Genomic DNA, 26918 nt, shown 5'->3' with positions numbered 1-26918 from the left:
GATGGTTTTTAGCTTTTGTTTCAGATTTTTCCAACTCTTTTCGGATACCACCAATTGATACTTACCTCGTTCGCCTTTCTTGTAGGTTGGCACAAGAAAAAGACCCCAAAATAGCTCTCTCGTTAGCAAGGGTAATAAAGATCAATAAAACACATATTATTCAGGTGATTAACATTGATAAATCAGGGATTAAAGGATTGAATTTAAGTGAGCATTTTAATTATTATACAAATGATGTATTTGAATTCATTGAAAGTGTTGGATATGACAATATCGTTTCTGAACTACCCAAGATTAAGAAACTGTTTTTTAAAGCAAAAGATGTTTTGCCACCCGTTGATGTGGTAGCTAACACAATTGCAGTAGCAACCAATTACCCTGATCATAAAGACGAAACAAACATTGAAATTGATCCGGTCTTATTTCCCAAAATAACTGAATTATCTTCATATGTAAGTATGATTAACACTTGCGAAGACAATGAGTTATTAGATTATGAAGTGGAAATGGCTATTGTGTATTCTAAAGACACTCATAGCATCGATGAATTGAAGAGTCAGCTACTTGGGTTTATGGTTGCAATTGATTATTCAGAACGTGCTAGCATGCTAAGGGCTTATGACAATGGAAAGCCCGAATTAGCAGCAGGTTTTACCGATAGTAAAAGTCATAAAGGATATTTCCCCGTAGGTTCTATTGTTGTTATACCGAGAAACTGGAAAAGTTATTATAAGAATTTAGTAATTCAACTTTATCGTAATCATATCCTTACACAGAGTGATAGCCTAAAAAGTTTGATATGGGATGTGTCTAAGATTACTGAAGAAGCATTACAACTTGGTAAAAAAGAGCTATGGACATATAACAATAGCAAGGTATCGTTGCTTCCTAAAGGGTACATCGAAAAAGGCACCATAACATTAACTGGTACACCTGGAGGAGTAGTATTTAAACCACCAACGACTGGTTTTATAATAAAAAGTATTATTAAATATGTAGTGTTTTTCCAATTTGTTAAGTGGAATGCCAATGAGTATGTCCGCGATCAATACGTAAAAAAACTATATAAACAAGAGCAGTATTTACAAAATGGTGAATCAATTGATGCAAGCATATCCAATTTGGGACATATATATAGTACTATTCAATCGCAAAAAGAATTCTAAATGCACACAATAACCTATAAATTAATTATTATACTCATATTAGTTATAGTAACAGATATGGGCTATGCTCAATCATTCGACGATATTTTTAATGCCAGCTACAGTAATTTTATTGAAATTGATAATAGTAATTCTGAGAGCGCCATTAAAAGTAATAGGATGAATGTTTCAAAATTTTATATGGCAGGTCCACCAATTGCATTAAAGCATTTAAGGATTATATACAATGCAGAACACAAGTGGTATCAAAATAATTTTAAAAGTAGAAATGCCGAATCTCCTTTATTTTCAGACAACATCCATGATATTAGATTAACTACTATTTTTAATTATAAAGTGAATTCACAATTGGCCATAAACTATGTGAATTTTTCGACCATAAAAACTGACTTTAAAAATTTTAATTTTTCAAACGCTTATAAAAGTATAAATGCTTTAAGCATTGGATTCCACGTAAATGGTGAAGATAATTTGAGATTTGGACTTGGTGCCGCATATTCTAAGGAAATGGGAGATGCGATGATAGTTCCTGTTGGTTTTCTTTATTTTAAAAATAACAAGTGGTTAATTGATCTAATGTATCCCAGATTGAATGTCTTTTATAAACCCTTTGCTAAAATTGAGATTGGTTTTATAGTTAATTATGATATTGGTGCATTTGATGTAGATTTTAATGATAAAGCAATTGCCAATATGGATATTAAGCCAGCATACCAGACAATGACAAATCTTACTTTCACACCACAAATAAGTTATTACATAAAGAAACATTTTAATATTTATGCTAGATTAGGTTTTAATATAATGTCTGAACAGGCTTTAACCGATAAACATTTTAATGAAATTGAAAAATCAGTTTATAATGCGGTAAAAATATCACCAACAATTGGAATTGGAATTAGCATTAAAATTCCACATTAGACAAAAAAGTAATCACAATAATTGGTAAGCAATATGTGTAAGCTGAATAATGTCTGTTATTAAAAGTTTTGTATATTTATCTTAAATTGTAATGGTTTGATTAATTGAAGCATAAAATTCTAGTCACCACATAGTGCCTTGGTTTGACGTAATTTAAATAACCTTTGATATATAATTAGATATGAGTAAATATATTGATGTAAGTCCTGAAGCAGGTAAAGAGTTTTATCAAAATTTTCACAATAATGGAAGGGTTGTAATGTTAAACTTACTAAAATTTAAAGTAATTGCGGATTATACCGACCTGGAAGAGATAAAACCCTCTAAGGAAATCAGTGGTGAAGTCGCTTATCAATTATATATGGAAAGTACTTTAAGTGAATTAGAAAGAGTAGGAAGCCGGATTATTTATTTTGGAAAAAGCAAAGGATTTTTGATTGGACCTGACTCGGAAACATGGGATGCTGTCATATTGATTGAACACGAATCTGTTTCGAAATTTATGGAATTTGCCCAAAATAAAGAATATCTAAAAAATGTAGGGCACCGAACTGCGGCATTAGAAGATTCCAGATTATTACCTACAAGTGAAATAAAAAACTACGCCTAACAGCAATATGTTCCTGTTGAGTATTCATGCCAAAAGAATGCTTCGTTATTGAAAGAATGTTAAAGTTTATAGGAGATAATATCCAGCTTGATACTGTCAACAAAATAATAAGACATGCGGCTTTGAGCAGACGGTAACTTAACAGTACTCGCAATTTTTAATCAACCATTTTGTGTAATGCGAAGATCCAATTAAGAAAAGAACGCATAAACTATATAATAGATACTTCAGACTCCTGTGACAAGTGAAAGCTTTAAAAAAAAATGAGAATATGAAAAAAACAGAGAAAATCGCAGAAAGCAAAAATTACACTGCAATAAACATTGGCAGTTTAGAAGATGTAAAATCCTATTCAATCATTCATCCTAAACTGAATAAAGAAATTAAAGGTAAATTATTTCTAAAGGAATTAACAAATGCAACAGGAACTGAAATTTCTTTTACAACAATACCTCCGAAGCAAGAATTAGGATATTTCCACATTCATTATAAAGGTGAAGAAACTTATATTATAATCAAAGGATCTGGTTATTATCAAGTAGATGATGATTGTTTTCCTATTCAGGAAGGAAGCATTATCAGAGTTGCTCCTAAAGGTGTTAGAAGCCTATGTAATACTTCTGACAAAGAGATGGTGTACATGTGTATACAATCGACAATGGATTCATTAGGGGAACACACTACGGATGATGGAGAGCGGGTTGATCATGAATCAAAATTCAAAGATTTATTATAGAAATCAAATAGTGCATTGATTATTATGGATATATAAAATCATTATTTTGAGAATGTTAAAATAGACTCTGCTAGGCTAATACAATCCATGTATGAAAATGCCAGGTATATTTTGAAATTTTAGGAGACAAAGCCGGAAATTCACCCGATGCAGAATTGGATTTTTTATGTTGTGTTAATGATAATTAGGGAAAAAATGAAGGTCAAAACAAGTCCGGATGTTGATACTGTATTTACGAATTATCCTGAATTTGTTCGGGATAAAATGCAAGCACTTCGAGAATTAGTCATTGAAACTGCTAAGGCAACAGCAGGAATTTCTATACTAGAAGAAACATTAAAATGGGGAGAACCAAGTTTTGTAACAAAAGAAGGTAGCACCCTAAGAATAGATTGGAAAGAAAGAGCTCCGAACCAATATGAGATGTACTTTCAATGCACCAGTAGATTAGTTGATACATTTAGGTTGGTATTTGATCATACATTCCAATATGAGGGAAAACGAGCCATTGTCTTTCAATTAAATCAGCAGATTCCGGTAGATGAGTTAAAAGATTGTATAAGAGCATCTCTTCTATACCATAGAGTAAAACATTTGGAAACATTGGGGATTTAAAATTTATTGATTTGAATAATGGATTTAACTTTAAAGAGTTTAAATATTTTGAAGGATTGCCAGGTGAAGTTTTTGCTCTGAATCTTGATAATAGAAGTACATCAACCAGTAGTGCGAATAATTAATAACAGGCAAAGTGATTAATATTAAGGCGTGCCAAACGGCATGACGGTTAGACAGGAAAATAAGCTGGAATTAATTCATCAATTGCATCAATCAACACGAAAACTTCATGAAACATTTTTATAAAGTACTTGTTCCTTTAATTTTCAGCATTATATCCTATTGTGCTTTTGGCCAGCAGAATAATAGCTCCTGGAAGAAAACATTTTCGAAAAAAGGAGTCGGATTTGTACGGTTAGGTGATGATTTAGAAACTACAATTACCAGCTTACAGAACTATTTTGTTATAGAAGTTGATAGTATCCCTGTTGGGCTCTTTAACAATGGCAAATACGAGCAGATTTATATTGCAAAAGACCAAAACAACAAGGTCGTATTTAAGTTTACACGATCAGAAACATTAAATACAATTAATTGCATCGAGCTTTATTGCGAATCATATACATCGAATAAGGGTTTAAGAATTGGCTGTACCTTAAAAGATGTAAAAGAAAAATACAAAAAGCTTAAAGTCAATTATTTTTTTGATAATGTGTTATATGTATATCCTGAAAATACGAATTATGGTTTGCGCTTGCATACAAATTCACTTTCGGGAGAAGAGCATGTGCAGATTGATTACGGAGAAATAACTCCTGAATCAATACCTGATAAATTGGTTATTGACATGATTGTAATAGTTGATAAAAAAACTGACTCCAAAAGAAACAAAAAACGGTTAAGACAGAAAAATTAACATATACCGTTTACCATGAAACTACCTTCTCAACCCGTCACTGCACATATAATATTCCGTTAGCAAACCTAACGCACCTCCTCTCCCATATCATTTTATCTTTATTTTAATAAAAAATAGTCAAAACAATAAAATAATATGTAAATTTAACCTACTTACTTTAGTGCAAGTTGATAAGGCGGCAGTTATAAAGCGTCCTCAAAACATAGCAAGATTGCTAGGAGCAAAAAAGCAAGACAAGATATTGATTATCGGATTGATACATTTCATTATAAAAATTTATTTTAGAGATGCTCGAAAAAATTATCAATTTTAGTATCAGAAATAAGTTAATTGTAATATTGTTTACATTAACACTGACGGGGTTTGGCTTATTTTCAATTTATCATATCTCCGTTGGTTCTGTCCCGGATGTTACAAATAACCAGGTTCAGGTTATCACCACTTCGGGTAACCTATCCACACAGGAAATTGAACAATTTATAACCGCTCCGGTCGAAATGGAAATGGCAAACCTTCCTGGCGTATTGGAAATACGTTCTATCTCGAAATTCGGGATTTCAATGGTAACCGTGGTTTTTGATGAAAGTATGGGCACTTACCTACCCAGGCAATTAATTGCCGAAAAAATTAAAAGTGCCGCTGGGCAAATACCCGAAAACTATGGCACACCCGAAATGGGACCAATTTCAACAGGACTTGGAGAAATATACCAATATATTTTAGATGTAAAACCAGGATATGAAGACAATTACAGTCCTATGGAACTTCGAACTATTCAAGATTGGATTGTAAAACGCAGGTTATCTGGAATCAATGGCGTAGTGGAAGTCAATAGTTGGGGCGGATATCTTAAGCAATACGAAATTTCGATTAACCCAGCATGGTTAAAAAGTACGAATGTAAACTTAGTGGAAGTTTATAACGCTTTGGAGAATAATAACAATATTAGTGGCGGAGCCTATATTGAAAAAAACAAGCAAAGCTATTTTATCAGGGGCGATGGATTGGCCAAAAGTATAGAAGATATCCAAAACATTGTAATAAAAATCAATGATGGCGTTCCTGTTTACATCCGCGATGTTGCTGCGGTTCAATTTGGTCATGCCAACCGTTTTGGAGCAATAACAGCCAACGGAAAAGGCGAAACAATTCTTGGTCAGGTAATGATGCTTAAAGATGCCAACTCTAAAGAAGTAATAAAGGCAGTAAAAGAACGAGTTAATGAAATTCAGAATAACCTGCCAGAAGGCATTTTTATAAACCCAATACTCGAACGCGGCGAATTAATCGCAAAAACATCAGAAACGGTTGTTGAAAATCTTGTTTTGGGTGCAGTTATCGTATTTCTCACCGTACTTCTCCTGTTAGGAAATATTCGCTCTGCATTGGTAATTTCCTCGATGATTCCATTGGCATTGTTTTTCACCATTTCAATGATGTACATTTTTGGCATCGATGCCAATCTGATGAGTCTTGGCGCATTGGATTTTGGAATTATCATCGACGGAGCTGTAATTATTGTCGAATTTATAGTATTACGGATGAGCCTGATGAGCAAAGAATTGAGATCCGCTCCCGATGATAAACGAAAGCATATGGTAGATGAAATTTCGATAACAGGTGCATCCAAAATGATGAAATCAGCAATTTTCGGTCAAATCATTATCCTTATTGTTTTCATTCCAATTTTATCCTTACAAGGGGTTGAAGGAAAAATGTTTCAACCTATGGCTTTGGCATTCTCATTTGCCATTATCGGCGCCATGATTATGGGTTTAACATGGCTGCCTGTGGCTTGTTCATTATTCCTAAAGCCCAAGGACATGACTAAAAATAATTTGTCGAAATGGTTATTAGATAAAATTTACGAGCTCTATTATCCAACCATTAAATGGTCGTGCGGACATAAACGGATTGTACTTGGGCTAGCATTGATTTCTTTAATAATTACAGGGGTTCTGTTTACAAAAATTGGTGGAGAGTTTGTTCCTACTCTGGACGAAGGTGATTTTGTGATACAACCAGCTTTAAAAACCGGGACATCACTCTCTGAAACCATAAATATGACTACAAGGATGGAAAACATCCTGATTGATCAATTTCCGGATGAAGTTGAACAGATTGTTTGCCGAATTGGGGCTGCCGAAGTTCCCACCGACCCTATGTCGATGGAAGAAATTGATATGATTATAAAACTTAAACCCAAGAAACAATGGAAAAAAGCAAGCTCGAAGGAACAACTTGCCGGGGAATTTAAAGAGGCCTTGGAAATTATTCCAGGTATTGAATATGAATTCACACAACCCATTGAGATGCGTTTTAATGAACTGATTACCGGTGTGCGTGCTGATATTGCCATTAAACTTTATGGCGAAAACCTTGAATATATCAATCAAAAAGCAAATGAGATTAAAAGCATTGTTGACGATATTCCTGGTGCCAGTGATGTAATCCTGGAAAAAACAACTGGACTTCCGCAAATAAAAGTTGCTTATAACCGGCAAAAACTTGCCCGGTACAATATGGATGTCAATACCCTAAACACATACCTGTCGGCAGCTTTTGGAGGTAAAACGGCAGGCGTTATTTTCGAAGGCGAAAGACGATTTGACTTGGTTGTACGCCTGCAAAATAAAAACAGAAAGAACATAAGTGACATTCGTAACCTAATGGTAGAAACTCCATTAGGTATTCAAATCCCTCTTTCGGAATTTGCCGAAATAGAATACACCAAAGGACCCGCCAAAATATCGCGTGACAATACGCAGCGCAGGGTTGTTGTGAGTGTGAATGTAAGAAATCGCGATTTACAATCTGTAGTCGAAGAAATTCAGCAAAAAATTAACGCAAATCTAAAATTAATCCCTGGCAATTATATCGAATATGGAGGTCAGTTCGAGAATCTTAAAAATGCTTCTAGACGACTGGTAATTGCTGTTCCTGTAGCCCTGTTATTAATATTTATTTTCCTTCATTTTGCATTTCAATCCTTAAAAGATGCCATTATGATATTTACTGCTATTCCGCTTGCAACAGTTGGTGGCGTGGTGTTGTTATGGATTCGTGGAATGCCCTTTAGCGTATCGGCTGGGGTTGGTTTTATCGCTTTATTTGGTATTGCTGTGTTAAACGGAATTGTATTAATCGAACATTTTAAAGAATTACAAAAAGAAGGCGTAAAAACGATGCGTGAACTTATTATTTCAGGAACAAAAAACAGGTTGCGCCCAGTATTGTTAACAGCTGGTGCCGCAGCCATGGGTTTTCTGCCAATGGCAGTGTCAACAGGTGCAGGTGCCGAAGTGCAACGCCCATTGGCTACTGTGGTAATTGGTGGTTTGGTAACATCCACCATGCTTACTCTTATTGCATTGCCATTACTATTTGAGATATTTTATAATGTTACAGGCGTTAAATTTTTTCCATTGCGATTTATAAGATCGAAAACTTTACCAATTATCACATTTTTACTATTTGTACCCTCTATTACCGGAATTGGACAAACACCGGAGGTAATGAACCTTGAGCAATTATCGCAAATTGCCTTAGAAAACAATGAGCAAATTAAAGCCTATGCTCTGCATGTAAAACAAGCAAAAGTGCTCACAAGATCTGCTTATACAATTCCCAAAACGTATATAAGTTATGGAACTGACGAAAATAACATTGCCGAAAACGGTCATCCTCTTAAAGTATGGAGTATTGAGCAAGAATTGGCATTCCCTACACTCTATTCTGCTGAAAAAAAAGTAAAACGAACCGAACAGTTAATCGCCGAATCGCAATACATTCTCGAAAAAAATAAACTGCTAAAAGTGCTGTCTGTGGGATACTTTGAATATGCATTAATCTCAAAGAAAATTGATATTTATAGTGAACTTGACAGTATTTACAACAAGTTATTGCTACAATACAAAAAAAGACTTGACCTGAAAGATGTTAGCAATTTAGAATACCTGAATATGAAATCGAAGCAGAATGAAATTGGTGTTTTGCTTGAAAAGTTTCAGAATCAACTTGATATTACTTTTCAGAAACTGAAAACCCTTGTGAATTCACCCAATGAATTTAGCTTGCCAAAATGCTGTGAGCTGCACCCATACGGTACATTCAATGCAGATTCTCTTGAGATTTTCAACTATTATAACTTGCAAACAGAAAAAGCAACTTCGCTTGTTAAGGTTGAAAAAAACAAATTATTACCTAATCTTAAATTCAATTATTTTCTGGGGTCGAACTCTTACGATCAGGCAAAGACTTACCACGGGTTTGAAGTAGGAATTGCAATACCTGTGTTTTATGGAAGTCAAAAAAGCATGTTGCAGTCGGCAAAAATAAACCTTGAAGCTGAACAGAATAAAAAAATCAGTATTACTAAACAAGTAAAAGCTAAGTTTTATGAATTACATGCTTTATTAGTTCAAAGTAAAAATCTGATTGAACGATACGAAAAAAACGAATTACCCCTTGCCTCTGAGATAAAACGCACTGCTTTAAAAGCTTATGAATTAAGAGAAATTGATTTTTTCCATTTTGCAAGTAGTTTAGAATCAGCATTAAAAATTGAATCGGACTATTGCGATGTCTTGTTCAATTACAATAAAAATTATTTAGAATTAAAGTATTTTACAAATTGATAGTAGCATGAAAAATTTATACATCATTTTAAATGTACTCTTCCTTTTAGCAGTAGTTTCATGTAAACATGAAGTTAAAAACGAAAAGCAAGCTGATGAAAACCTTGTTGAAATTTCTAAAGCTCAGTTTCAGGAAGAAAACATGGTATTAGGCAAATTAGAAAAAGCTGAAATAAGTGAGCAGGTGGCTTTTTCAGGCAAGATTGTTCCAAAAATAAATGGGATTGCTAAAATAAGTGTACCTGTACCAGGGAAAATTATATCGGTTCAGATAAGAGACGGGCAATATGTAAATGCAAATGAAAGTTTGCTTGAGATTGGAGGAAACGAATTGATTGATTTACAGCAGGCTTTTGCTTCATCATCAGCTAAAATAAAACAGTTAAAATCAAACTACGATAAAGCAATAAAACTTTTTGATGAAAACATTAAAACAGAAACTGAATATCTACTTGCCGAAAGTAACTACAAAGTTGAACTGGCAAATTACAATGCTTTAAATGCAAAGCTTCAAAATATTGGATTAAACCCAGCAAACATTATAAACGGAAAATATGCTTCAGAGTATAGCATTAAATCTCCTATTGCAGGTCAAATAAGCGAAATAAACGTTGTCAGCGGACAAAATGTAAACACCGAAACTGAAATTATTGAAATCACAGATAATACCAAAACCGAATTGCATCTCACTTTATTTGAGAAAGATTACCAGAAAATAAAAATCGGACAAAAAGTGGAATTTTGGGGAATAGATAAAAATACATCTAAATCGCTTGCAAAGATAATACGAATTGGTGGTAAGCTAAATCCAAACTCAAATACAATTGATTGCTTTGCTTCAATATCTGATGAAGCAAGTGCTTTTGCTATCAACCAAATGGTAAATGGAGAAATTATTGTATCCTCCGATTCTGTGCTAGTAGTTTCTCAAGCCGCTGTTTATACTATTGGAGATAATCAGTACGTTTTAATCAAAAAATCAGAAGGCAAAACCAACTATCAGTTTGAGAAAAAGAAAATAAACACCGGAAAAACCTCAGATGATTATATTGAAATTTTAGAAATTATTGAAGAAGAAATATTGATGAAGGGGACCTACAACATTAATATAGAATGAAGAAATGGTAGCGCCTAACATGCAAATGCCCTGCCCTATTTCGACTCTTTGAAATATTGGAGGCATATTTTAAAGGATCAAACTACAAACTGAAGATCTGAGAAATGGGTGACACGACGCCATATTTTTGAAACGTTATCCATAAGATGGACAACGAGCGAAACTAAAATTAATGCTTAGTATTACTATAATCAACATTTGGTCAGAATTCATGATAATACAAATCTTGAGAATGTATACACGCAACCTATTCCACATTTCTTCATCATTCAATCGAATAAAATCAATAAAAAATGAATCAAAGAATATTATTTTCAGCACTAATATTATTTGCATTAGTGCTACAATCTTGTTCAATAAATGTGAACAAAGTATTTTGGGTTGGTGGCTTTAAAACTGAATGTTCTGCAGGTGCAGGGAAAATGCAATGTCTAAATATAAATAGGACAGAAAATTTGGACAATTCTAATTGGGAGAATTTCTATGCCAATATTAAAAATTTCGAGTTTGAAGAAGGCTATCTCCAGAAAATAAAAGTAAAAGAAACAGAATTAAAAGAAAATAAAGTTCCAGCTGATGCTTCTGCGCTAGAGTATGAACTTGTAAAGGTATTGGATAAACAAAAAGATATTCGCACAGAATTGTATGGTCAATGGACTTTAATAAAACTTCATGATACTCCTCTAAACAGAATGGTGGCCATTCCAACAATGACTATTAATCTTTCCAATAATTTAGTCTCTGCCAATGGTGGATGTAATAATTTTAGAGGTCGAATACAATTCCTGACTAGCTCAAAAATATCCTTGGGGGCAGTTGCTGGAACAAAAAGAGCTTGTATTAACAAAAACATAGAACCCGAGTTTATAGAAGCCTTAAATTCTATTGCAACATATCAAATAAAAGGTGAAACACTCGCTTTTTATGATGAAAGTGGAAATAAAATTCTTGATTTTATAAGAGGACAACGCAATAAACCAAATTCAAGACTTCATGACATATGGATAGCTACAAGAATAAACCAAAATCCTATCAATCGGATGGCTCCGGTGCCAAGATTGGAAATTAATTTATCTGAAATGAAAATTATGGGAAATGATGGTTGCAATGACTATACAGGAGAAATAGAAGAAGTCTCTACGAAACAATTAAAAATAGGCAATATTGCTTCAACAAATAAAATGTGTCGAAAAATGGAGACAGCTCAATCTTTTAATAAGGCACTTAATCAAGTTACTTATTACAAATTAGATGGATTGAACTTGATTTTATTTAATAAGGAAAATAAAGAAGTATTGGCTTTTTTGAAAGGAGATTAAAATAGACGGTTATGAACAGGTATGATCGTTGTTCAAAAAAATAAGATACAAGCCTTAAAAATATGTGAGCTCACATGTTTTTAAGGTTTTATTTTTTTGTAGGCCTAATTAATTTTATTGATAATTATTTTTATAGTTCCATAAGTTGCGTTATAATTCTCAAAACCAGCTTATCCGATGTTTTTTTTCTTGCCACTCACTGACCTTCTGAATTTACTTTCTACTCTTTTGATTGATGCTAGAAGTTATCATCCAGGACTCAATTCGAGAGTTGAAAAACTTGAAAATAACTTCTCTTTATAAAGCTTATTCTCTTGTATTTTCATCTATAGGGTATGTAATTTAATAACAAACTTCCCCTTTTGAACTTACTTCTCAAACTTATTTGAAGTTTATTTTTCAACAATTACTTGATATATCAAATATTTTCATATATTTGTTTGATATATCAAGTAATTATGAATTTTAAAACACCCACCAACACAGCTCTCTATTCTATTGAGGAAGCTATAAAGGCATATCGCAAATTAAGTCAGCACAATATTTCTCAAATCGTGCGTAATATTACTGTTGATCAAGCATTGATTCTACTAATACTGGAAAACAATGATAAAACGCAAACCGAAGTAGCTGATATGGTTTTTAAAGATTATGCATCTATGACTCGCATAGTAAAATTAATGGTCAGCAAAGACTATTTGATTAAAACTGTAGATAGTCAAGATAAAAGAAAAGCAAAATTGGAAATCACTAAGAAGGGGAAAACTATTTTAAAAAAGCTAAAGCCAATGATTCAAAGGAATCGAGAAGTTGCATTAAACAATGTTTCGCATGAAGAATTGGAACAAATGTATAAGACATTAAATAAAATTACTCAAAACTGTAAATCTAATAAATGAAAAATCTTATCTATTTATTAATACTAATGGTATTCTGTTCTTGTAAAAAAGAGAAATCTAATTCACTTTTGATAAAAGACACTAAAATAAATCAAATTGCCAACTATTTAGATGCCTTAGAAGGATTAAGTGGTGTAGTTTTAATTGCCAAAAATGACAGTATTCTGTTCAAAAAAGCTTACGGCTTTTCACATTTAGGTCTTAAAGTCCAAAACAATACAGAAACCAAGTTTTCTTATGCTTCTATTGGTAAATCATTCACAGCAGTTGCCATATTTCAGCTAATTCAAGAAGGAAAATTATCATTGCAAGATCCTATCGGAAAATTTCTTCCGGACTATGCTAATAAAACAGCAAGGGATTCGATAACCGTTGAGCTATTGCTTAAACACAAAAGTGGATTGCCCAATTATTTCCACTCAAAGAAATACTTAAATTCTTCAAAAAGCCAATTTCGAAGCTTGGAGAGCCTTGAACAACTATACGAAAATGAACCCTTAGAATTTAAACCCAATGAGCAATTTGCCTACAGAAACACCAATTATATTGTGCTCGGCAGAATTATAGAAGTGGTTAGTAAAATGTCTTATGAAGATTATATTAAGAAGCATATTTTCTCAGCTGCTGCCATGGAAAATACAGGCGATTTTGATATTGATCTCAACATTGAAAACGCAGCTGAAAACTATACATTATCAGACATCTATCCTAATCGGCTTCAAAAAACAATCTTTATGGGTGCTGCAAAAGGTGGTCCGGCTGGTGGTGGGTATTCAACCATTGATGATTTGTATAAATTTGCAATTGCATTCAAGAACAATAAACTTTTAAGCTCTCGCTTTACAAACTTAATGAAAAAGGAGCCCAAAAGTGGTTGGTACGGATACGGAATGCAATTTGCTGGTGCAAAAGGTTCAGGCATTTATGGGCACAGTGGCGGACATTATGGCGTAGGAGCCGAATGGAGAGTGTTTGAAAAACAAAATTATATCGTGGTGCTTTTAACCAATAAGGATTTAGACCAAGGTTTTTTTGATGCTCGTTTTTTTATAGAGAAAACCCTTTCTGGCACAAGTCAGAAATTGGATAATTATTTTTTCACTAAAGAGGTTGTTGAAATCTGTTTGGATGATAATCTTGAGCAAGCCAAAATATTGATAGAAGATTCCAAATATAAAATTTCTGAAATTCATTTGAACACAAAAGGATATGAAATGATAAAAAGAGGTTTTTATCAAAAAGCAATAGATTTATTTACTCTTGAGACACTATCCTTTCCTGAATCTTATGATGCTTATGATTCTTTAGGAGAGGCCTATATGAAAGATGGTCAAATAAAAATGGCCATAGAAAATTATCGAAAAAGTTTAGAGTTGAACCCAGGAAATCAAAATGCAAAAGAAAAATTAACCGAATTACTTAAAAATTAAAAAATGGATTATCGCGATACTGTGTTTATTGCTGTAGCTGAAAACCTAAGTTTTTCTAAAGCTGCTAATGATTTAAACATTAGTCAGCCAGCAGTAACCAAACATATCAAGGAATTAGAGATCAAATTTAACACGAATTTATTTGAGCGTAAGGGGAATCGAATTTTCCTTACCCGAAAGGGAAAGATTGTTTACAATTCGTATAAGCAGATTGAACAGCAATATCGGGAACTTGAATTTGAAATCAGTCAATTGAATCATGATATCTCGGGTGATTTTATCATTGGGGCCAGTTCAACCATATCGCAATATCTTATTCCCAAAACCATTGCCTCTTTTCACAAGCGTTATCCTAAAGTGAATATTCACCTTATCAATGGCAATTCTTTTGACATGGAGCAGCTTTTGCTAAATAATAAGGCTGATATTGCTTTGGTTGAGAATCATTCCTCTCAGTCAGGAATACGTTATAAAAGCTTTCTTGATGATGAACTGATTTTGGTGACTGGTGGAAATAGCATCTATTCAAAACGCAAAACCATTAGCAAAAATGATTTACTTCAGTTTCCTATCGTACTGAGAGAAAAAGGATCTGGAACACTCGAAGTAATCAGAGAAGCCTTGTTGAAACAAAATCTGGATTTTGAGGATCTTAATGTGCCTATTCACTTGGGAAGTACCGAATCGATTAAGAACTTCTTACTGGATTTTGATGGACTGGCAATTGTTTCAGAACAAGCAGTTAAAACCGAATTGTATCTGAAATCACTTGTGGAAATAAAGGTAACAGGCTTGCATATTCCTCGTCAATTTCGAATTGCATATAAAATGGGTCACAAAAGCAGACAAGTTGAATTGTTTGAAAACTTCCTATTTGGATATAACCTGTAGTTATACTTAATAACTAATTGATATTTGCTTTGATTATAGTTCGATAATACTTTTGTAAACAAAAAAGTATTAGTATGAATGCGATTAAAGCTGTAAAAAGTACCATTGGTATTGGAAATCAATTAAAGAATTTCAATTGGCCTTATTTAACTATTGTTTGTTTGTGCTTTATGCCCTTTATGTCTCCGGCTATAGCACTCTGTGTTGGCCTGGTGTTTTCCTTTCTGGGAATAAAGCATAAAAGCATACACCATTACACATCAAAAATATTACAAGCATCTATCGTTTTAATGGGTTTTGGTATGAGTTTGTCTGCCGTGATCTCATCATCGAAAGATGGTTTTCTTGAAACGGCAATTTCGGTAACTGTTGTAATGTTACTAGGCATATTGCTGGGAAAACTGTTTAAAGTGGAGAAAAACATTAGTCTGCTTATTGCCAGTGGAACAGCCATATGCGGAGGAAGTGCCATAGCGGCCGTTGCCCCAATTCTTAATAGTAAAAACTACGAAAATTCCTTTGCTCTTATTGTAGTATTTGTACTGAATGCCTTAGCCTTGCTTCTGTTTCCAATTATTGGACACCAGTTAGGGCTTAGCCAGGAAACCTTTGGCAATTGGGCTGCAATAGCCATTCACGATACCAGTTCGGTTGTTGGTGCAGGAGCTATTTATGGCGAAAAAGCCTTGCAAGTTGCTACCACTGTTAAACTTATTCGTGCTTTGTGGATAATTCCTTTATCGCTACTTGTTGCATTTATGAATCGAAATGGCGAAAAGAAATCCATCCATTTTCCATGGTTCATACTGCTATTTGTTCTTGCTATTGTTTTCGCCAATTCATTTCCAACCTACCATACAAGTTACGAACACTTTAGCTGGTTGGGCAAACGGGGAATGTTGATTGCTTTGTTCCTGATCGGTTCAAATATCAGTATTGGTGAAATTAGAAAGTCGGGTGTCAAAAGTTTTGCTCTTGGAATTATTCTTTGGGTTGTGATAGCAGCAGGTTCATTGTTCCTTTTAATTCATTAAGTCATGCCAAATATCTATATCTTTCTTACGATAATAATTTCCAGTTTAATTAAAGGAGTAAGTGGCTTTGGTTTTGCTCTAATTTCTTTACCCATTCTATTGACATGGTACGAACCAAAAGAAATCATCCCGGTTCTCATGATTTGTAATCTTGTTGCCTCGGTATTTATCATTTTACAGAAGAAAAACCAGCAATTAATTGACAAAACATCCATATCCTTAATCGTATCAGGAGGGGCTTTCACACTTATAGGGGTACTTGTTTTAAAGTATGTTGATACCAATTGTTTGGTTCATTTTTCGGGAGTGGTATTTTTGGTGATTACCTTCTTGTCTTTCATTAAAAGCAATAAAAGACATGCTGTTTTGCCTGCATATGTGTATCCAGTTGTTGGGGCTATTATTGGAACAATAACCGGAATTATCTCCATTAGTGGTCCCCCATTGGCCCTTTTTCTGAACAGGGCAAATGTAGACAACAAACAGTTTAGAGAGATCTTTGCATGGTTTAGTGTTGTAACAGCAGTAATTGCAATTGCAAGCTACTACCAGGTTGGCTGGCTTACTCCGCAAGTCTTAAAATTATCTTTGCTCTTCTCTCCCATTCTGTTAGCAGGAACCATAGTTGGCAAATATTTTAATGGTATCATTCCAATCAAGAGTTTTCGTACCATCAATATTCTGCTTACTTTGATTTCTTGCTTGCTTTTGTTAATTCGTTAATTAATCCTTCTGCTGTTTCTTGTACATATTTCAGTGTTGGCGGTAATATAACGCAACCATTACACATTGAAAACATCTATTAGATAAACTATAAAAGACAATATATATGAAAAAATTATTAGTGATTAGTTTGGTAATTACAGTATTGATGTCTTGTGAAAAGGACGATATTTCGAGAATAAAATTAGATAAAGACTATTTTCCTCTTGAAATTGGAAACCAATGGAATTTTGAATTAGCAGGAAAAGACTCTATAATTGCCATAAATAAGATTAATGGAATTGATTATTATGAATTTGTTAATGATTATGGAACAACTTCCTATTATCGAAAACAAGATGACCGAATCTATGTGAAATCCCTTTCTAAAGAAAATAGGGACGAAATGAAGTTTGATTTAGGTGCGAATATTGATGAGACATGGAAATATGGGGCAGGTTATGTTACTCTTGTAAATAGAAGTGCAACAATAACTATTGGTGATACACAAATCGATAGCTGTTTACAATTTAATTTCCACAATAAGGATTTAATTGATTATGGTTCTACAATTTGGTTAGCACCTAGAATTGGATTCATTCAACAGACATGTCAGGAATGTTTTGGTTCTTCCTTTGAAACAATGAAGCTTGAAACTGCAAAAATAAATGGCCAGTTGATAGAATTTAAATAAATACTACCGCCAACCGTTAAGAAAAAATTCTTTGTAACAAATCCTGAATTGTCTTATATTTAAGAATCCAAAATGATTCTGCTATTTACCATCATTCAAACTTCACCAATTATTTTACTCATCCTAAAACGTCAAAAAAAATGAAAAAGATTTTGTTTCTATTGGTAGCTGTAATGTTAAGTTCCGGATTGTTTTCCCAGGATCTTAAAAAAGAAAAAGAGGCAATTAAAAATGTAATTCAAACCGCTTATGTTGATGGTCTTCAAAATGAAGGTGATTTAGATAAGATTGATTCAGGAATCCATCCTGACTTCCGTTTAATTGGAATTGGTAAAGAAAATAGCATGTGGAGTTTACCAATTGATAAATGGAAAGAGAAAACCAAAAAGAAAAAAGCTGATGGCAAATTTCCTCGAACAGGCGACAAAAAGGTAAGTGTAAAATTCGAGAACATCGACATTACAGGCAATGCCGCAGTAGCTAAAATCCAGTTTTTTGTTGGCACAAAACTTACTTACGTAGATTATATTTCTTTGTATAAATTCCCTAATGGTTGGAAGATGGTAAATAAAATCTACTACAAGATTCCGGAAAAGGAATAAAGCTGATATGAAGGAGAAAGGCGCAAACTTTCTCCTTTTTTATTTTTGATTCGACACTGACGAGTTTTTTCTATCAATAAAACTACCAGAGAAAATAAGGCCTCCAATAATTCCCATAAATATATACAGGATTTGTTCCCCCATATTGCTGTAGGTATTTCCTGCATCTAAAAACACACTGCTCAATCCTATAAACGCCTTACTTCCTGGCACTAGCATAACTATACCCGGAACCAAATAAACCAATTCTGGTGATTTTGTAATCTTGCTAAAAAGTTTGCTGCAGCTTACAGCTACAATTGTTCCGATAAAAATACTAATCAGAATACCTGTAAAGTCGAATAATGTTGTGGTGTAGTAACTTGCAAATCCTGCTATCACACAAAACAACAAGTCTTTTGGACGTACTTTAAAAACGGGCAATAAACTTGAAGCAAGTAAGATAATTGCAAAATAATCAATCCAATTGGGAACATCGTTTACCACATCATTAGGACTCAAATCCACAAAGCTGGATAGCACTGCAAGTCCAAGAACAACACCAAAAAATTGCTTGAATAAAGATACCAATGCATCAAAGAGTTTTGCGGTTCCAGAAACCAAACTACGGGAAGTAATCTCCTCTAATGCCGTTGTGATCGATAATCCTGGGATAAAAACAATAATTGACGCCAAAATTGTCATAGAGATATTAATCTGCTCGAATTTTAAGGCCAATAAACCCGTAATAATGGTAACAGTAAATGCTACAAGCGATTCTAATGTACTGCGCACATAACTTGATTTTTGTGCAAATAAGGTAATTCCATATACCACTGCTCCAAGTAAAAATGCAAGAAGTGCAGAAGTCCAACTTGTATCCAGAATAATGCTAAAAGCTCCAGCAGATGTCATAAAAGCAAACAACTCTGTTAGTTTACCATAGCCCAGAGGAGCTGTCTTTATATCTTCAATGGCCTGCTTGGCTTCTGCGAAGCTTATTTTATTGGACAATACATTATTGGTGATCTCCACGATTTTAGATAATGCTCCCAAATTTAATTCTCCTGGTGGTACACACTCCACATAGTTGTAGGTATGGTCATCTTCCTCGTAAAATACGTAGTTAATCCAGGTAGGCGTATCCATGAAACTGCCTTTGATCCCCTTCTTTTCGGAAATTTCGCTTAAATATATCTGCGATTTATACGATGGAACGCCATAAGTATGTAGTGCTTTCCCAAGTTGCACAATAAATTTATATTTCTGAGGTATTTGCATTATTCTCTTACAATCTTAAAAACAACCATTACAGCTATTGGAACCTAAAATCGCACAAAAGTACTATTTATATATCTCACATGGACATATTATTTTACTCTTGCTTTTATTTATACAAGCCCCTCTTTTTCCCTTTCTAATTTACAATAGATCAAAAGGCTAGAAATCACACCTAATAACCACATAATTACAGATATTTTTATCCTTAAATAAAATTTAAGTACGAATCTGAAAATTTATCAATAACAGAGAACAACGAGAGCTGTTTAGCATTACTTTTGCAGCTTAATTAATATCAATTTTCAATGAAATCGATCTTCAAGCCTAAACTATTTTCAGTTTTAAAAGGCTATAATTCTCAATCTTTTCAAAAAGATTTATTCGCAGGTATAATTGTAGGTATTGTTGCACTTCCTTTGGCAATTGCTTTCGCTGTTGCTTCGGGGGTTTCACCCGAAAAAGGATTGATTACCGCAATTATTGCCGGATTTTTAATTTCTTTTTTGGGCGGTAGCAGGGTTCAAATTGGAGGACCTACAGGAGCCTTTATCGTTATTGTATATGGTATCGTAAGTCAGTATGGATTAGATGGCTTAATGATATCTACATTCCTAGCAGGTATTATGCTGGTTCTATTTGGTTTACTTCGCTTGGGTGCAGTTCTAAAATTTATTCCACATCCTTTAATTGTTGGTTTTACATCTGGTATTGCCTTGGTAATTTTTTCTACTCAAATTAAGGCTGCATTCGGCTTAGAGATTGATTCTGTTCCTTCAGAATTTATTGAAAAATGGATGTGTTATTTCTCGAATTTGGATAGTCTTAATGTTTATGCCATTGCCATCAGTATTGGAACTATTTTAATAAGTCTGTATGCTGGAAAACTGATACCTAAAATACCAGGATCGTTTATTGCCATTATCACAATGACTGTATTGGTTCAAGTTTTAGAATTGCCTGTAAGTACAATAGAATCGATATATGGTGAAATACCTAACTCCATTTCATTTGATATGCCCAACATCGATTGGAGTTTGGTGCACAACTATTTTCAACCTGCTTTAACCATTGCCATTTTGGGTGCAATTGAGTCTTTGCTTTCAGCTGTAGTAGCCGATGGAATGATTGGTGGAAATCATCGCTCCAACACCGAATTAATTGCTCAAGGTATTGCCAATATCTTCTCTCCTATTTTTGGTGGGATTCCTGCAACCGGTGCAATTGCGAGAACTGCTACCAACGTAAAAAATGGCGGACGAACTCCTATAGCTGGAATTATTCATGCACTAACACTTCTGTTAATCATGTTGGTATTTGGAAAGTGGGCAAAATTGATTCCGATGTCGTGTTTAGCAGGTATTCTGATTGTTGTTTCCTACAATATGAGCGAATGGCGTTCGTTCCGATCTATATTAAAAGGATCGCGCTTCGACATCATCGTTTTGCTAACTACATTCTTCCTAACCGTATTGGTTGACCTTACTGTAGCAATTGAATTTGGAATTGTTTTGGCTGCTCTAATTTTCATGTATCGCATGTCAAAAATTAATGGTGTAATGCCTGTTGAGACAGAAACCGATGAAATTCAGAATTACAACCTTATCCCAAAAGAGATAGAAATTTATGAAATTAGTGGTCCTTTCTTTTTTGCTGCAGCCAAAAGATATCAGGAAACTTTACGAGAACTAAAGCATTCCACCTCAGTTTTAATCATCAGAATGCGACACGTTCCTTTTATTGATGCTACAGGGATTAGAAATTTTTCAGAAATAATTAAAAACCTATCTGATCGTAAAACAAAGGTCATTTTGTCTGGCGTAAATAAAGAAGTAAGACTTGAGCTGGAAAGATGTGAAATTGCCGACTATATTTCTGAGAAGGACATTTGTGACAACTTTGAAGAAGCACTAAAAAGAGCTAAAGAAAAAATATAATACCAATTGGTGTTTAATGTAAAAAGCAGGATCAGTTGATCCTGCTTTTTTTAATCATGCCAATAAGCCAAATATTAAGGACATGATCACGCTACTACACTTCTATTTTCAAATTCTTTGAAGGATATTTTAATTGAATTCAAGTTATTAAGAAATAATATCAAGACATTTTAAAATAAAGTCTAGATGTTTTTTAAAAAAGTCTTGACCTAAAAAAATAAAGTCTTGACTTTTTTTTCGACAAGTCTGTATGTTTTTAGAAAAAGGTCTTGATCTCTTCAATTAAAAGTCTTGACCTTGCAGGATTCGAGACTGTAAAGCTTCACTTATCATGGCAGGAACTCTTTTAGGTTTTCGGTTTTTACTATCCACAAAAACAACTGTAGTCTTAGCCAAACAGACTGTCTCACCTTTCGAGTTCTCGAATCTAAAATCAAATTTCATTCTGGTATCTGGCATGTTGTGAATACTGGTAATTATTCTAACTTCATCATCGTAACCCACCGGCTTTTTATACTTCAGATTCATTTCGATTACCGGCATCATAATTCCATTCTCTTCCAACACCTTATCATTTATCCCAAATGATCGCATCAACTCGGTTCGCGCAAAATGACAATAATCTACATAATTGGCATGATACACATATCCCATCTGATCAACCTCTCCATATCGTGGTCTTATTCGACACTCTCCTTCTATCATTTTATTTCTTCAATTGGTTCAGTTACTTTGTTCCACATTTCCTTAATCTTCCTTGCAATTTCCGAATCGGGTCGATATTCAATGATTGATTTCTGATTTACAATGGCATTCACCATATCTTCGTCAAATGGAATTTTCCCTAAAAGTTGAATGCCTTGTGTAAGAAAGAAGCTTTCCATTTGCTTCGCTATCTCCGTATTAATATCATATTTGTTTATCACGGCATACAATGGGATATTAAACTTCTGAACCAATTCAATTAATCTTACGGCATCATGAAAACCAGATTTACTAGGCTCAGTTACCAATATCACCTTATCTACGCCGGTAAGCGAAGCAATTGCAGAGCAACCAACTCCAGGCGGGCCATCATTTAAAAGAAAATCAGCATTTTCTTCACGTGCTTTTTCCTTGGCATTTTTTCTCACCGTGGTCACCAACTTTCCTGAGTTCTCCTCTCCCGGCCCCATTTTAGCATGTAACATGCTTCCAAATCGAGTATTGGAAACGAACCAATGATTGTTGGTACTGTGTTCTGAACTGATTGCCTGAACAGGACAGATCCTTTCACAAAGACGACATCCCTCACATTCGAAAGGATTAACCTCCAAGCCTCCTTCTGCTCTATAGTGAATTGCATCGAATCTACATTCCTTTTTACACAAACCACAATTGGTACAAACTTGTCTATCGATTGTGGCAATTCTTGCGCCCAAAAATTGATTCTCTTCCTTAATTTCCGGCTTCAAAATCAGATGTAAATCTGGTGCATCAACATCGATATCAGCAAAAACAGTATTCTTTGCCAAACTTGCAAAAGCCGCTGTAATGCCAGTTTTACCCGTTCCGCCTTTCCCACTTAGTATTGTTATTTCAATCATGACTCATTCTGTTTTTCAGATAAATTGCCAGTTTCAGATATTCCTGTTCAATCAGAGGTGGAACATCAGAAAGAAGTTTACCTTGTGCATATTGACCTGCATACTCACGATTAAATGGAATTTCTGCCAGCAATTCAATATCTTCCTCTTTAATGTAAGCATACACCTCTCTATCGCCCATTCCTGCTTTGTTTACAACAATTCCAAAATCTTTCTGCATTTCCTTCATCAGATCAACAGTCAAACGCAAATCGTATAGTCCAAAAGGTGTAGGCTCAGTTACCAAAATGACAAAGTCTGCAGCTGAAACGGTTTCTACTACCGGACAACTTGTTCCAGGAGGTGCATCGTAAATTAAAATATCCGATTCATCACATGCATTTGCCTTTAAATCCTTTATGATTTTTGTCTGCATCGGGGAGCCAATTTTCAGACTTCCCTCAAGAATATCCATTTGATTTCCTCTGGAAAAGCTAGTTAACTCTCCAATCGGATGCTGATGCTCCTGAATTGCTCCAAACTTACAAGCATGCAAACAGGCACCGCAAGAATGGCACATATTGGGATCAACTGATGCATATTTTACCGATGGAATGATTGATATGGCATTGAATTCACAATACTCTTCACACTTGCCGCAAAAGGTACATTGCGATTCATCAATTACAGGAACAAGCTGATTTACTATTGAGCGATTAATTACTTTCGCATCCTTAAAGAATAGCAAATCGTTAGGCTCTTCCACATCACAATCGATTAACTGTACATTTTTTGTCCACTTCGTTTGTATCGTTGAAAAAAGATTTACCGCAACGGTTGTTTTACCCGTTCCTCCTTTGCCACTGCATACGGCTATTTTATAGCTCATAATTCTATTTCTTGTTTTGCTTAATCACTAAATCTCTTTTCTTAACTCCAAGCTTAGCTGCTATTGAATCACATTTTGCCATTAGCATGAAAAACAACTTGTCCCTTTTTTCATCCAGAAGACCTTCCAAATTTCCTTGTCCTTTGGATATCACCACATCCGCATTTTTGTATAAGTTTTGGAGTTCGCTTGAACAATTTTCCAACAGCGTTGAAGGGGCATCATGACCATTGGAGATCACCTTGCACACCTCCTCCATTTTTACAAACTGAGAATCTTCGAAAGTAACATCATTGATAATTGGTTCACCTCTTACCACAAAGATTAAGTTGGGATGATTTAAAGTCTCAATAAAAAGTTTATCAAAAACAATTTCTCCTGCGTTATCGCCTAAGTAAAGAACAGTTTTGGCATTTTTTATTGCCTCAAACATTTCTTCGCTCTCATTAAATGCGAATTCCTTTTTTAAAAGATGCTTAATTTCTGAATCAATATTATCGGGAACCGAATGAGCTCCATAATCAATAATATTGCCAATTACAGCTAACTTAGCTGCTACATACAAAGGGTTTTTAGATTTTGAAACAAGAGATTTCCAATGCGAATAATTCAGTTGAAGAAGTTTATTTGCCTTTAGCTTTTCGTCGGCATATAAATTCTCAGTCTTAAAAATTCTCTTTGCCAGACGATGCAGTAACAAACCAGAATAAGGAGTAGGAAGCGACTGACTATTGGCAACAATGTAATTTGCTTCCTCTTTAAATTTAGCAGTCGCTTTCTTATCTGATCCGAATTTATTTGCAATATGATTTATTGTTTTAGCCTGACAAGCTAAACATTCTGAATTCATATTTAACTAAGGTAATTAGTGATTGCAACAGTTAGCATTAAATTCAATGCTTTCATTTAAAAAACCAGTAACCAACTCTTTAGCTTGCAATACTGGTGCTCCTACAAAAACATTTACTCTATTGGCGTTAAATATTTCAATGGCTCTTGCTCCCATTCCCCCTGCAAGAACATCAGTTACTCCAAGATTAGCCAAAAATGGAGGCAATTTTCCTGGTACATGTGGGGGTGCTTCCACCAATTCCTCTGCAATTATTTCTTTTCCTTCAACATCAATTAATGCAAAATGGCTACAATGTCCAAAATGCGAATCTAATACGCCTTCCTTTACCGGTATTGCGATTTTCTTCTTCATTGTTTATGATTTTAGTTCTTTTAGAGATTATCTATTCTCCGCTTTTATTCCTTCTTTGCTTTCCTACTCCTCCGCCACTCTTTCTTTTTAAGCCTAAACCAGTGCCAAGCTTATCTAGTAATGTTCCGTCATCCTTACTTTGGCATTTTCCTAATCCGCGACCCGTTCTACAACCTTTTCCTTCGGGGCCGGTTCTATCCATTCGTGGCATAACAAATTGTTTTATGATTTAAAATTCTCTACGATCTCTTTAATGGTTTTACGATCATCTTTCAGGATCACCATTTGTATATCGAACTTTTCCAATAAATCTTTTGCTTTAGGTCCAAAATCACCTGAAATTACTCTTGATACTCCCAACTCTACAACTTCTTCCACTACTTTGCCTCCTGCTCCAGATGGAGCATCTACATGTTTGTTTTCGAAGAATTCCATATTGTCTGTTGCGTCGTCGTAAATGCAGAACCAAGCTGCACGTCCAAAACGTAAATCAAATAGTTTCTCTTCTCCTTTTCCTGTTGCTGTTATTATTGTTTTCATCAATATTATTTGTTTAAAGATTCTATATCATTGGAATTGCATGCAGGGCATTTGTCACTTGTCATTGTTTTAGGGATATTAAAACGAGCGTGACATTTGTTACATACAAACCAATCCTTATCCATGATGGCATTGCCGTATACTGTTTTGATATTTTTAGTTTCCACTAAAGCCTGAGCAATTTTTCTTCTTGCCGCTTCATAAATTCTGGCAAAAGTAGGACGTGAAATTCCCATTATTTCTGCTGCTTCCTTATGATTCATCAAATCGTAATCCGCTAACTTAATGGCTTCATATTCTTCATAAAGCAATTCTATAGATTCTCGTCTTTTAGAATTTACACCATAAGGTCTATATCCTTTAAATCGTGGAGGTTCTACAACCTTTCTTAATCTTGTACGTCGTGGCATATCAGTAATTTTAAAACAAATTTATTGAGAATATTCTCATTTCGCAAATTTTTTAACACAAAAAAAGAGATCAATACTGATCTCTCCGTTAACATCTTATATTCTTGCTTAGGCTTCTTGCTCTTCTGAAACAAAGTGAGCAAACTGCTTTTCTACTGTAATTGGTTCAGTAAGGTACAATTCACCAACCTGTTTCGACATCATATCTGGGAATACATACTCCTGTCCCTTTTTTAATCCAGTTATGATATTTTTTGCAACATTCTGGGGAGAATCTTTATCCATATCCAAATCTCGGGTCATATCCGTGTCAATCGGACCTGGATATACACCCATTACAAGAACATTCGAATTTAAAAGCTCTCCTCGCATTCCTTGGGTAATACTATGAACTGCCGCTTTTGAAGCAGAATAAGTGCCAGCTATGGGCATACTTGCCAAACCTAAAACCGAAGCAACATTTACTATTGCCGCAAATGGTTTACTCAACAAATGATCAATGAATGACGTACTAAGTTTTACCAAGCCCCAAACATTCACTTCAAAATTATCAGATAAACTATCTAATGTATCATCCGAAAAAAAACCTCCTGCTTCATACACTCCTGCATTATTAATTAAAATTTCAACATCTTTTACTTGCCTGGTGGCTCTAATAATTGTCTTGTCGTTTTTCAGATCTAATAAAATTGGTACCAATCTCTCTCCATATTCTGGTTTTAAATCATCGAGAGACTTAATATTTCTAACACCTGCATAAACTTTTTTTGCTCCGGCTTCTAACAATTCAATGGTTATTGCCCTTCCAATTCCTCTATTTGCCCCACTTACAAAAGCAACTCTCCCTTTGGGGGATACTTTTAATTCATTCATCGCAACCT

The 26918-nt window shown here is 34.3% G+C and carries 27 protein-coding genes; 17 read left to right on the top strand and 10 right to left on the bottom strand.

The window, feature by feature from the left end; translation table 11 throughout:
- From M0051_RS10945 to M0051_RS10870, 16 genes are all read left to right on the top strand, one after another.
- Positions 1-1166: fumarylacetoacetate hydrolase family protein (locus M0051_RS10945; RefSeq protein WP_306741576.1), on the top strand; the 1166-nt coding region annotated here is incomplete at its 5' end.
- Entirely contained in the window at positions 1167-2087 is a 921-nt protein-coding gene (locus M0051_RS10940) for a DUF6268 family outer membrane beta-barrel protein (protein ID WP_306741575.1), read from the top strand.
- Between the two features lie 181 nt (positions 2088-2268).
- Entirely contained in the window at positions 2269-2697 is a 429-nt protein-coding gene (locus tag M0051_RS10935; RefSeq protein WP_306741574.1) for a hypothetical protein, read from the top strand.
- 271 nt (positions 2698-2968) lie between these two features.
- Positions 2969-3433 (top strand): cupin domain-containing protein, encoded by a 465-nt coding sequence (locus M0051_RS10930; protein ID WP_306741573.1) that lies wholly within the window; start codon positions 2969-2971, stop codon positions 3431-3433.
- A gap of 195 nt (positions 3434-3628) precedes the next feature.
- Complete coding sequence (locus tag M0051_RS10925) at positions 3629-4048, top strand: DUF1801 domain-containing protein (protein ID WP_306741572.1); 420 nt, start codon at positions 3629-3631, stop codon at positions 4046-4048.
- 232 nt (positions 4049-4280) lie between these two features.
- On the top strand, positions 4281-4907 hold the full coding sequence (locus M0051_RS10920; protein ID WP_306741571.1) for a hypothetical protein: 627 nt from the start codon (positions 4281-4283) through the stop codon (positions 4905-4907).
- Positions 4908-5197: 290 nt separating this feature from the next.
- Complete coding sequence (locus M0051_RS10915) at positions 5198-9547, top strand: CusA/CzcA family heavy metal efflux RND transporter (RefSeq protein ID WP_306741570.1); 4350 nt, start codon at positions 5198-5200, stop codon at positions 9545-9547.
- Between the two features lie 7 nt (positions 9548-9554).
- On the top strand, positions 9555-10664 hold the full coding sequence (locus M0051_RS10910; RefSeq protein WP_306741569.1) for an efflux RND transporter periplasmic adaptor subunit: 1110 nt from the start codon (positions 9555-9557) through the stop codon (positions 10662-10664).
- Positions 10665-10957: 293 nt separating this feature from the next.
- Positions 10958-11983: an META domain-containing protein gene (locus M0051_RS10905; protein WP_306741568.1), complete on the top strand. Its 1026-nt coding sequence runs from the start codon at positions 10958-10960 to the stop codon at positions 11981-11983.
- Between the two features lie 458 nt (positions 11984-12441).
- Positions 12442-12882 carry a MarR family winged helix-turn-helix transcriptional regulator gene (locus tag M0051_RS10900; RefSeq protein ID WP_306741567.1) on the top strand — a complete coding sequence of 147 codons (441 nt, stop codon included), beginning with the start codon at positions 12442-12444 and terminating at the stop codon, positions 12880-12882.
- A complete protein-coding gene (locus M0051_RS10895) occupies positions 12879-14312 on the top strand; it encodes a serine hydrolase (RefSeq protein ID WP_306741566.1) in 1434 nt (477 codons plus the stop codon). The genes M0051_RS10900 and M0051_RS10895 overlap by 4 nt, the downstream gene beginning before the upstream one ends.
- Positions 14313-14315: 3 nt before the next feature.
- Positions 14316-15203, top strand: coding sequence for a LysR substrate-binding domain-containing protein (locus M0051_RS10890; protein ID WP_306741565.1), 888 nt, complete (start codon positions 14316-14318; stop codon positions 15201-15203).
- Between the two features lie 74 nt (positions 15204-15277).
- Positions 15278-16237, top strand: coding sequence for a YeiH family protein (locus M0051_RS10885; RefSeq protein WP_306741564.1), 960 nt, complete (start codon positions 15278-15280; stop codon positions 16235-16237).
- Positions 16238-16240: 3 nt separating this feature from the next.
- Entirely contained in the window at positions 16241-16960 is a 720-nt protein-coding gene (locus M0051_RS10880; protein WP_306741563.1) for a sulfite exporter TauE/SafE family protein, read from the top strand.
- Between the two features lie 106 nt (positions 16961-17066).
- Complete coding sequence (locus M0051_RS10875) at positions 17067-17633, top strand: hypothetical protein (protein ID WP_306741562.1); 567 nt, start codon at positions 17067-17069, stop codon at positions 17631-17633.
- A 140-nt stretch (positions 17634-17773) separates the two neighbouring features.
- On the top strand, positions 17774-18235 hold the full coding sequence (locus M0051_RS10870) for a nuclear transport factor 2 family protein (RefSeq protein WP_306741561.1): 462 nt from the start codon (positions 17774-17776) through the stop codon (positions 18233-18235).
- Between the two features lie 39 nt (positions 18236-18274).
- Here the strand turns inward: M0051_RS10870 and M0051_RS10865 are convergent, their stop codons facing one another.
- Positions 18275-19495, bottom strand: a complete 1221-nt coding sequence (locus M0051_RS10865) for a threonine/serine exporter ThrE family protein (RefSeq protein WP_306741560.1) — start codon at positions 19493-19495, stop codon at positions 18275-18277.
- Between the two features lie 305 nt (positions 19496-19800).
- On the opposite strand from M0051_RS10865, the gene M0051_RS10860 reads away from it, so the two are divergent.
- Positions 19801-21429, top strand: a complete 1629-nt coding sequence (locus M0051_RS10860) for a SulP family inorganic anion transporter (protein WP_306741559.1) — start codon at positions 19801-19803, stop codon at positions 21427-21429.
- Positions 21430-21711: 282 nt separating this feature from the next.
- On the opposite strand, the gene M0051_RS10855 is transcribed toward M0051_RS10860, so the two are convergent.
- From M0051_RS10855 to M0051_RS10815, 9 genes are all read right to left on the bottom strand, one after another.
- Complete coding sequence (locus M0051_RS10855) at positions 21712-22134, bottom strand: thioesterase family protein (RefSeq protein WP_306741558.1); 423 nt, start codon at positions 22132-22134, stop codon at positions 21712-21714.
- Positions 22131-23015, bottom strand: a complete 885-nt coding sequence (locus tag M0051_RS10850) for a P-loop NTPase (protein ID WP_306741557.1) — start codon at positions 23013-23015, stop codon at positions 22131-22133. Before M0051_RS10850 ends, M0051_RS10855 begins: the two co-directional genes overlap by 4 nt.
- Positions 23008-23883 (bottom strand): ATP-binding protein, encoded by an 876-nt coding sequence (locus M0051_RS10845; RefSeq protein WP_306741556.1) that lies wholly within the window; start codon positions 23881-23883, stop codon positions 23008-23010. The genes M0051_RS10850 and M0051_RS10845 overlap by 8 nt, the downstream gene beginning before the upstream one ends.
- Positions 23884-23887: 4 nt before the next feature.
- The gene (locus tag M0051_RS10840) at positions 23888-24733 is read right to left on the bottom strand and encodes a DUF89 domain-containing protein (RefSeq protein ID WP_306741555.1); all 846 of its coding nucleotides are present in this window, start codon (positions 24731-24733) and stop codon (positions 23888-23890) included.
- A gap of 15 nt (positions 24734-24748) precedes the next feature.
- Positions 24749-25087, bottom strand: coding sequence for a NifB/NifX family molybdenum-iron cluster-binding protein (locus M0051_RS10835; RefSeq protein WP_306741554.1), 339 nt, complete (start codon positions 25085-25087; stop codon positions 24749-24751).
- A 31-nt stretch (positions 25088-25118) separates the two neighbouring features.
- On the bottom strand, positions 25119-25298 hold the full coding sequence (locus M0051_RS10830) for a DUF5320 domain-containing protein (protein WP_306741553.1): 180 nt from the start codon (positions 25296-25298) through the stop codon (positions 25119-25121).
- An 11-nt stretch (positions 25299-25309) separates the two neighbouring features.
- Positions 25310-25627, bottom strand: coding sequence for a NifB/NifX family molybdenum-iron cluster-binding protein (locus M0051_RS10825; protein WP_306741552.1), 318 nt, complete (start codon positions 25625-25627; stop codon positions 25310-25312).
- 5 nt (positions 25628-25632) lie between these two features.
- A complete protein-coding gene (locus tag M0051_RS10820) occupies positions 25633-26037 on the bottom strand; it encodes a DUF134 domain-containing protein (RefSeq protein WP_282014110.1) in 405 nt (134 codons plus the stop codon).
- 108 nt (positions 26038-26145) lie between these two features.
- Positions 26146-26910, bottom strand: coding sequence for an SDR family oxidoreductase (locus M0051_RS10815; protein ID WP_306741551.1), 765 nt, complete (start codon positions 26908-26910; stop codon positions 26146-26148).
- Positions 26911-26918: the final 8 nt, after the last annotated feature.

The sequence above is a fragment of the Marinifilum sp. D714 genome (assembly GCF_030851345.1).
Taxonomy (GTDB): Bacteria; Bacteroidota; Bacteroidia; order Bacteroidales; family Marinifilaceae; genus Marinifilum.
This window is presented reverse-complemented; position numbering and strand designations above follow the sequence as displayed.

Excerpts from the sequence above, each read along its gene's own strand:
- M0051_RS10935 (WP_306741574.1), top strand. The coding sequence starts at position 2,269 with ATGAGTAAATATATTGATGTAAGTCCTGAAGCAGGTAAAGAGTTTTAT.
- M0051_RS10835 (WP_306741554.1), bottom strand. The coding sequence starts at position 25,087 with ATGAAGAAGAAAATCGCAATACCGGTAAAGGAAGGCGTATTAGATTCG.
- M0051_RS10820 (WP_282014110.1), bottom strand. The coding sequence starts at position 26,037 with ATGCCACGACGTACAAGATTAAGAAAGGTTGTAGAACCTCCACGATTT.
- M0051_RS10905 (WP_306741568.1), top strand. The coding sequence starts at position 10,958 with ATGAATCAAAGAATATTATTTTCAGCACTAATATTATTTGCATTAGTG.
- M0051_RS10930 (WP_306741573.1), top strand. The coding sequence starts at position 2,969 with ATGAAAAAAACAGAGAAAATCGCAGAAAGCAAAAATTACACTGCAATA.
- M0051_RS10870 (WP_306741561.1), top strand. The coding sequence starts at position 17,774 with ATGAAAAAGATTTTGTTTCTATTGGTAGCTGTAATGTTAAGTTCCGGA.
- M0051_RS10890 (WP_306741565.1), top strand. The coding sequence starts at position 14,316 with ATGGATTATCGCGATACTGTGTTTATTGCTGTAGCTGAAAACCTAAGT.
- M0051_RS10875 (WP_306741562.1), top strand. The coding sequence starts at position 17,067 with ATGAAAAAATTATTAGTGATTAGTTTGGTAATTACAGTATTGATGTCT.
- M0051_RS10855 (WP_306741558.1), bottom strand. The coding sequence starts at position 22,134 with ATGATAGAAGGAGAGTGTCGAATAAGACCACGATATGGAGAGGTTGAT.
- M0051_RS10865 (WP_306741560.1), bottom strand. The coding sequence starts at position 19,495 with ATGCAAATACCTCAGAAATATAAATTTATTGTGCAACTTGGGAAAGCA.
- M0051_RS10920 (WP_306741571.1), top strand. The coding sequence starts at position 4,281 with ATGAAACATTTTTATAAAGTACTTGTTCCTTTAATTTTCAGCATTATA.
- M0051_RS10885 (WP_306741564.1), top strand. The coding sequence starts at position 15,278 with ATGAATGCGATTAAAGCTGTAAAAAGTACCATTGGTATTGGAAATCAA.
- M0051_RS10880 (WP_306741563.1), top strand. The coding sequence starts at position 16,241 with ATGCCAAATATCTATATCTTTCTTACGATAATAATTTCCAGTTTAATT.
- M0051_RS10915 (WP_306741570.1), top strand. The coding sequence starts at position 5,198 with ATGCTCGAAAAAATTATCAATTTTAGTATCAGAAATAAGTTAATTGTA.
- M0051_RS10860 (WP_306741559.1), top strand. The coding sequence starts at position 19,801 with ATGAAATCGATCTTCAAGCCTAAACTATTTTCAGTTTTAAAAGGCTAT.
- M0051_RS10825 (WP_306741552.1), bottom strand. The coding sequence starts at position 25,627 with ATGAAAACAATAATAACAGCAACAGGAAAAGGAGAAGAGAAACTATTT.
- M0051_RS10910 (WP_306741569.1), top strand. The coding sequence starts at position 9,555 with ATGAAAAATTTATACATCATTTTAAATGTACTCTTCCTTTTAGCAGTA.
- M0051_RS10850 (WP_306741557.1), bottom strand. The coding sequence starts at position 23,015 with ATGATTGAAATAACAATACTAAGTGGGAAAGGCGGAACGGGTAAAACT.
- M0051_RS10900 (WP_306741567.1), top strand. The coding sequence starts at position 12,442 with ATGAATTTTAAAACACCCACCAACACAGCTCTCTATTCTATTGAGGAA.
- M0051_RS10925 (WP_306741572.1), top strand. The coding sequence starts at position 3,629 with ATGAAGGTCAAAACAAGTCCGGATGTTGATACTGTATTTACGAATTAT.
- M0051_RS10840 (WP_306741555.1), bottom strand. The coding sequence starts at position 24,733 with ATGAATTCAGAATGTTTAGCTTGTCAGGCTAAAACAATAAATCATATT.
- M0051_RS10830 (WP_306741553.1), bottom strand. The coding sequence starts at position 25,298 with ATGCCACGAATGGATAGAACCGGCCCCGAAGGAAAAGGTTGTAGAACG.
- M0051_RS10940 (WP_306741575.1), top strand. The coding sequence starts at position 1,167 with ATGCACACAATAACCTATAAATTAATTATTATACTCATATTAGTTATA.
- M0051_RS10895 (WP_306741566.1), top strand. The coding sequence starts at position 12,879 with ATGAAAAATCTTATCTATTTATTAATACTAATGGTATTCTGTTCTTGT.
- M0051_RS10815 (WP_306741551.1), bottom strand. The coding sequence starts at position 26,910 with ATGAATGAATTAAAAGTATCCCCCAAAGGGAGAGTTGCTTTTGTAAGT.
- M0051_RS10845 (WP_306741556.1), bottom strand. The coding sequence starts at position 23,883 with ATGAGCTATAAAATAGCCGTATGCAGTGGCAAAGGAGGAACGGGTAAA.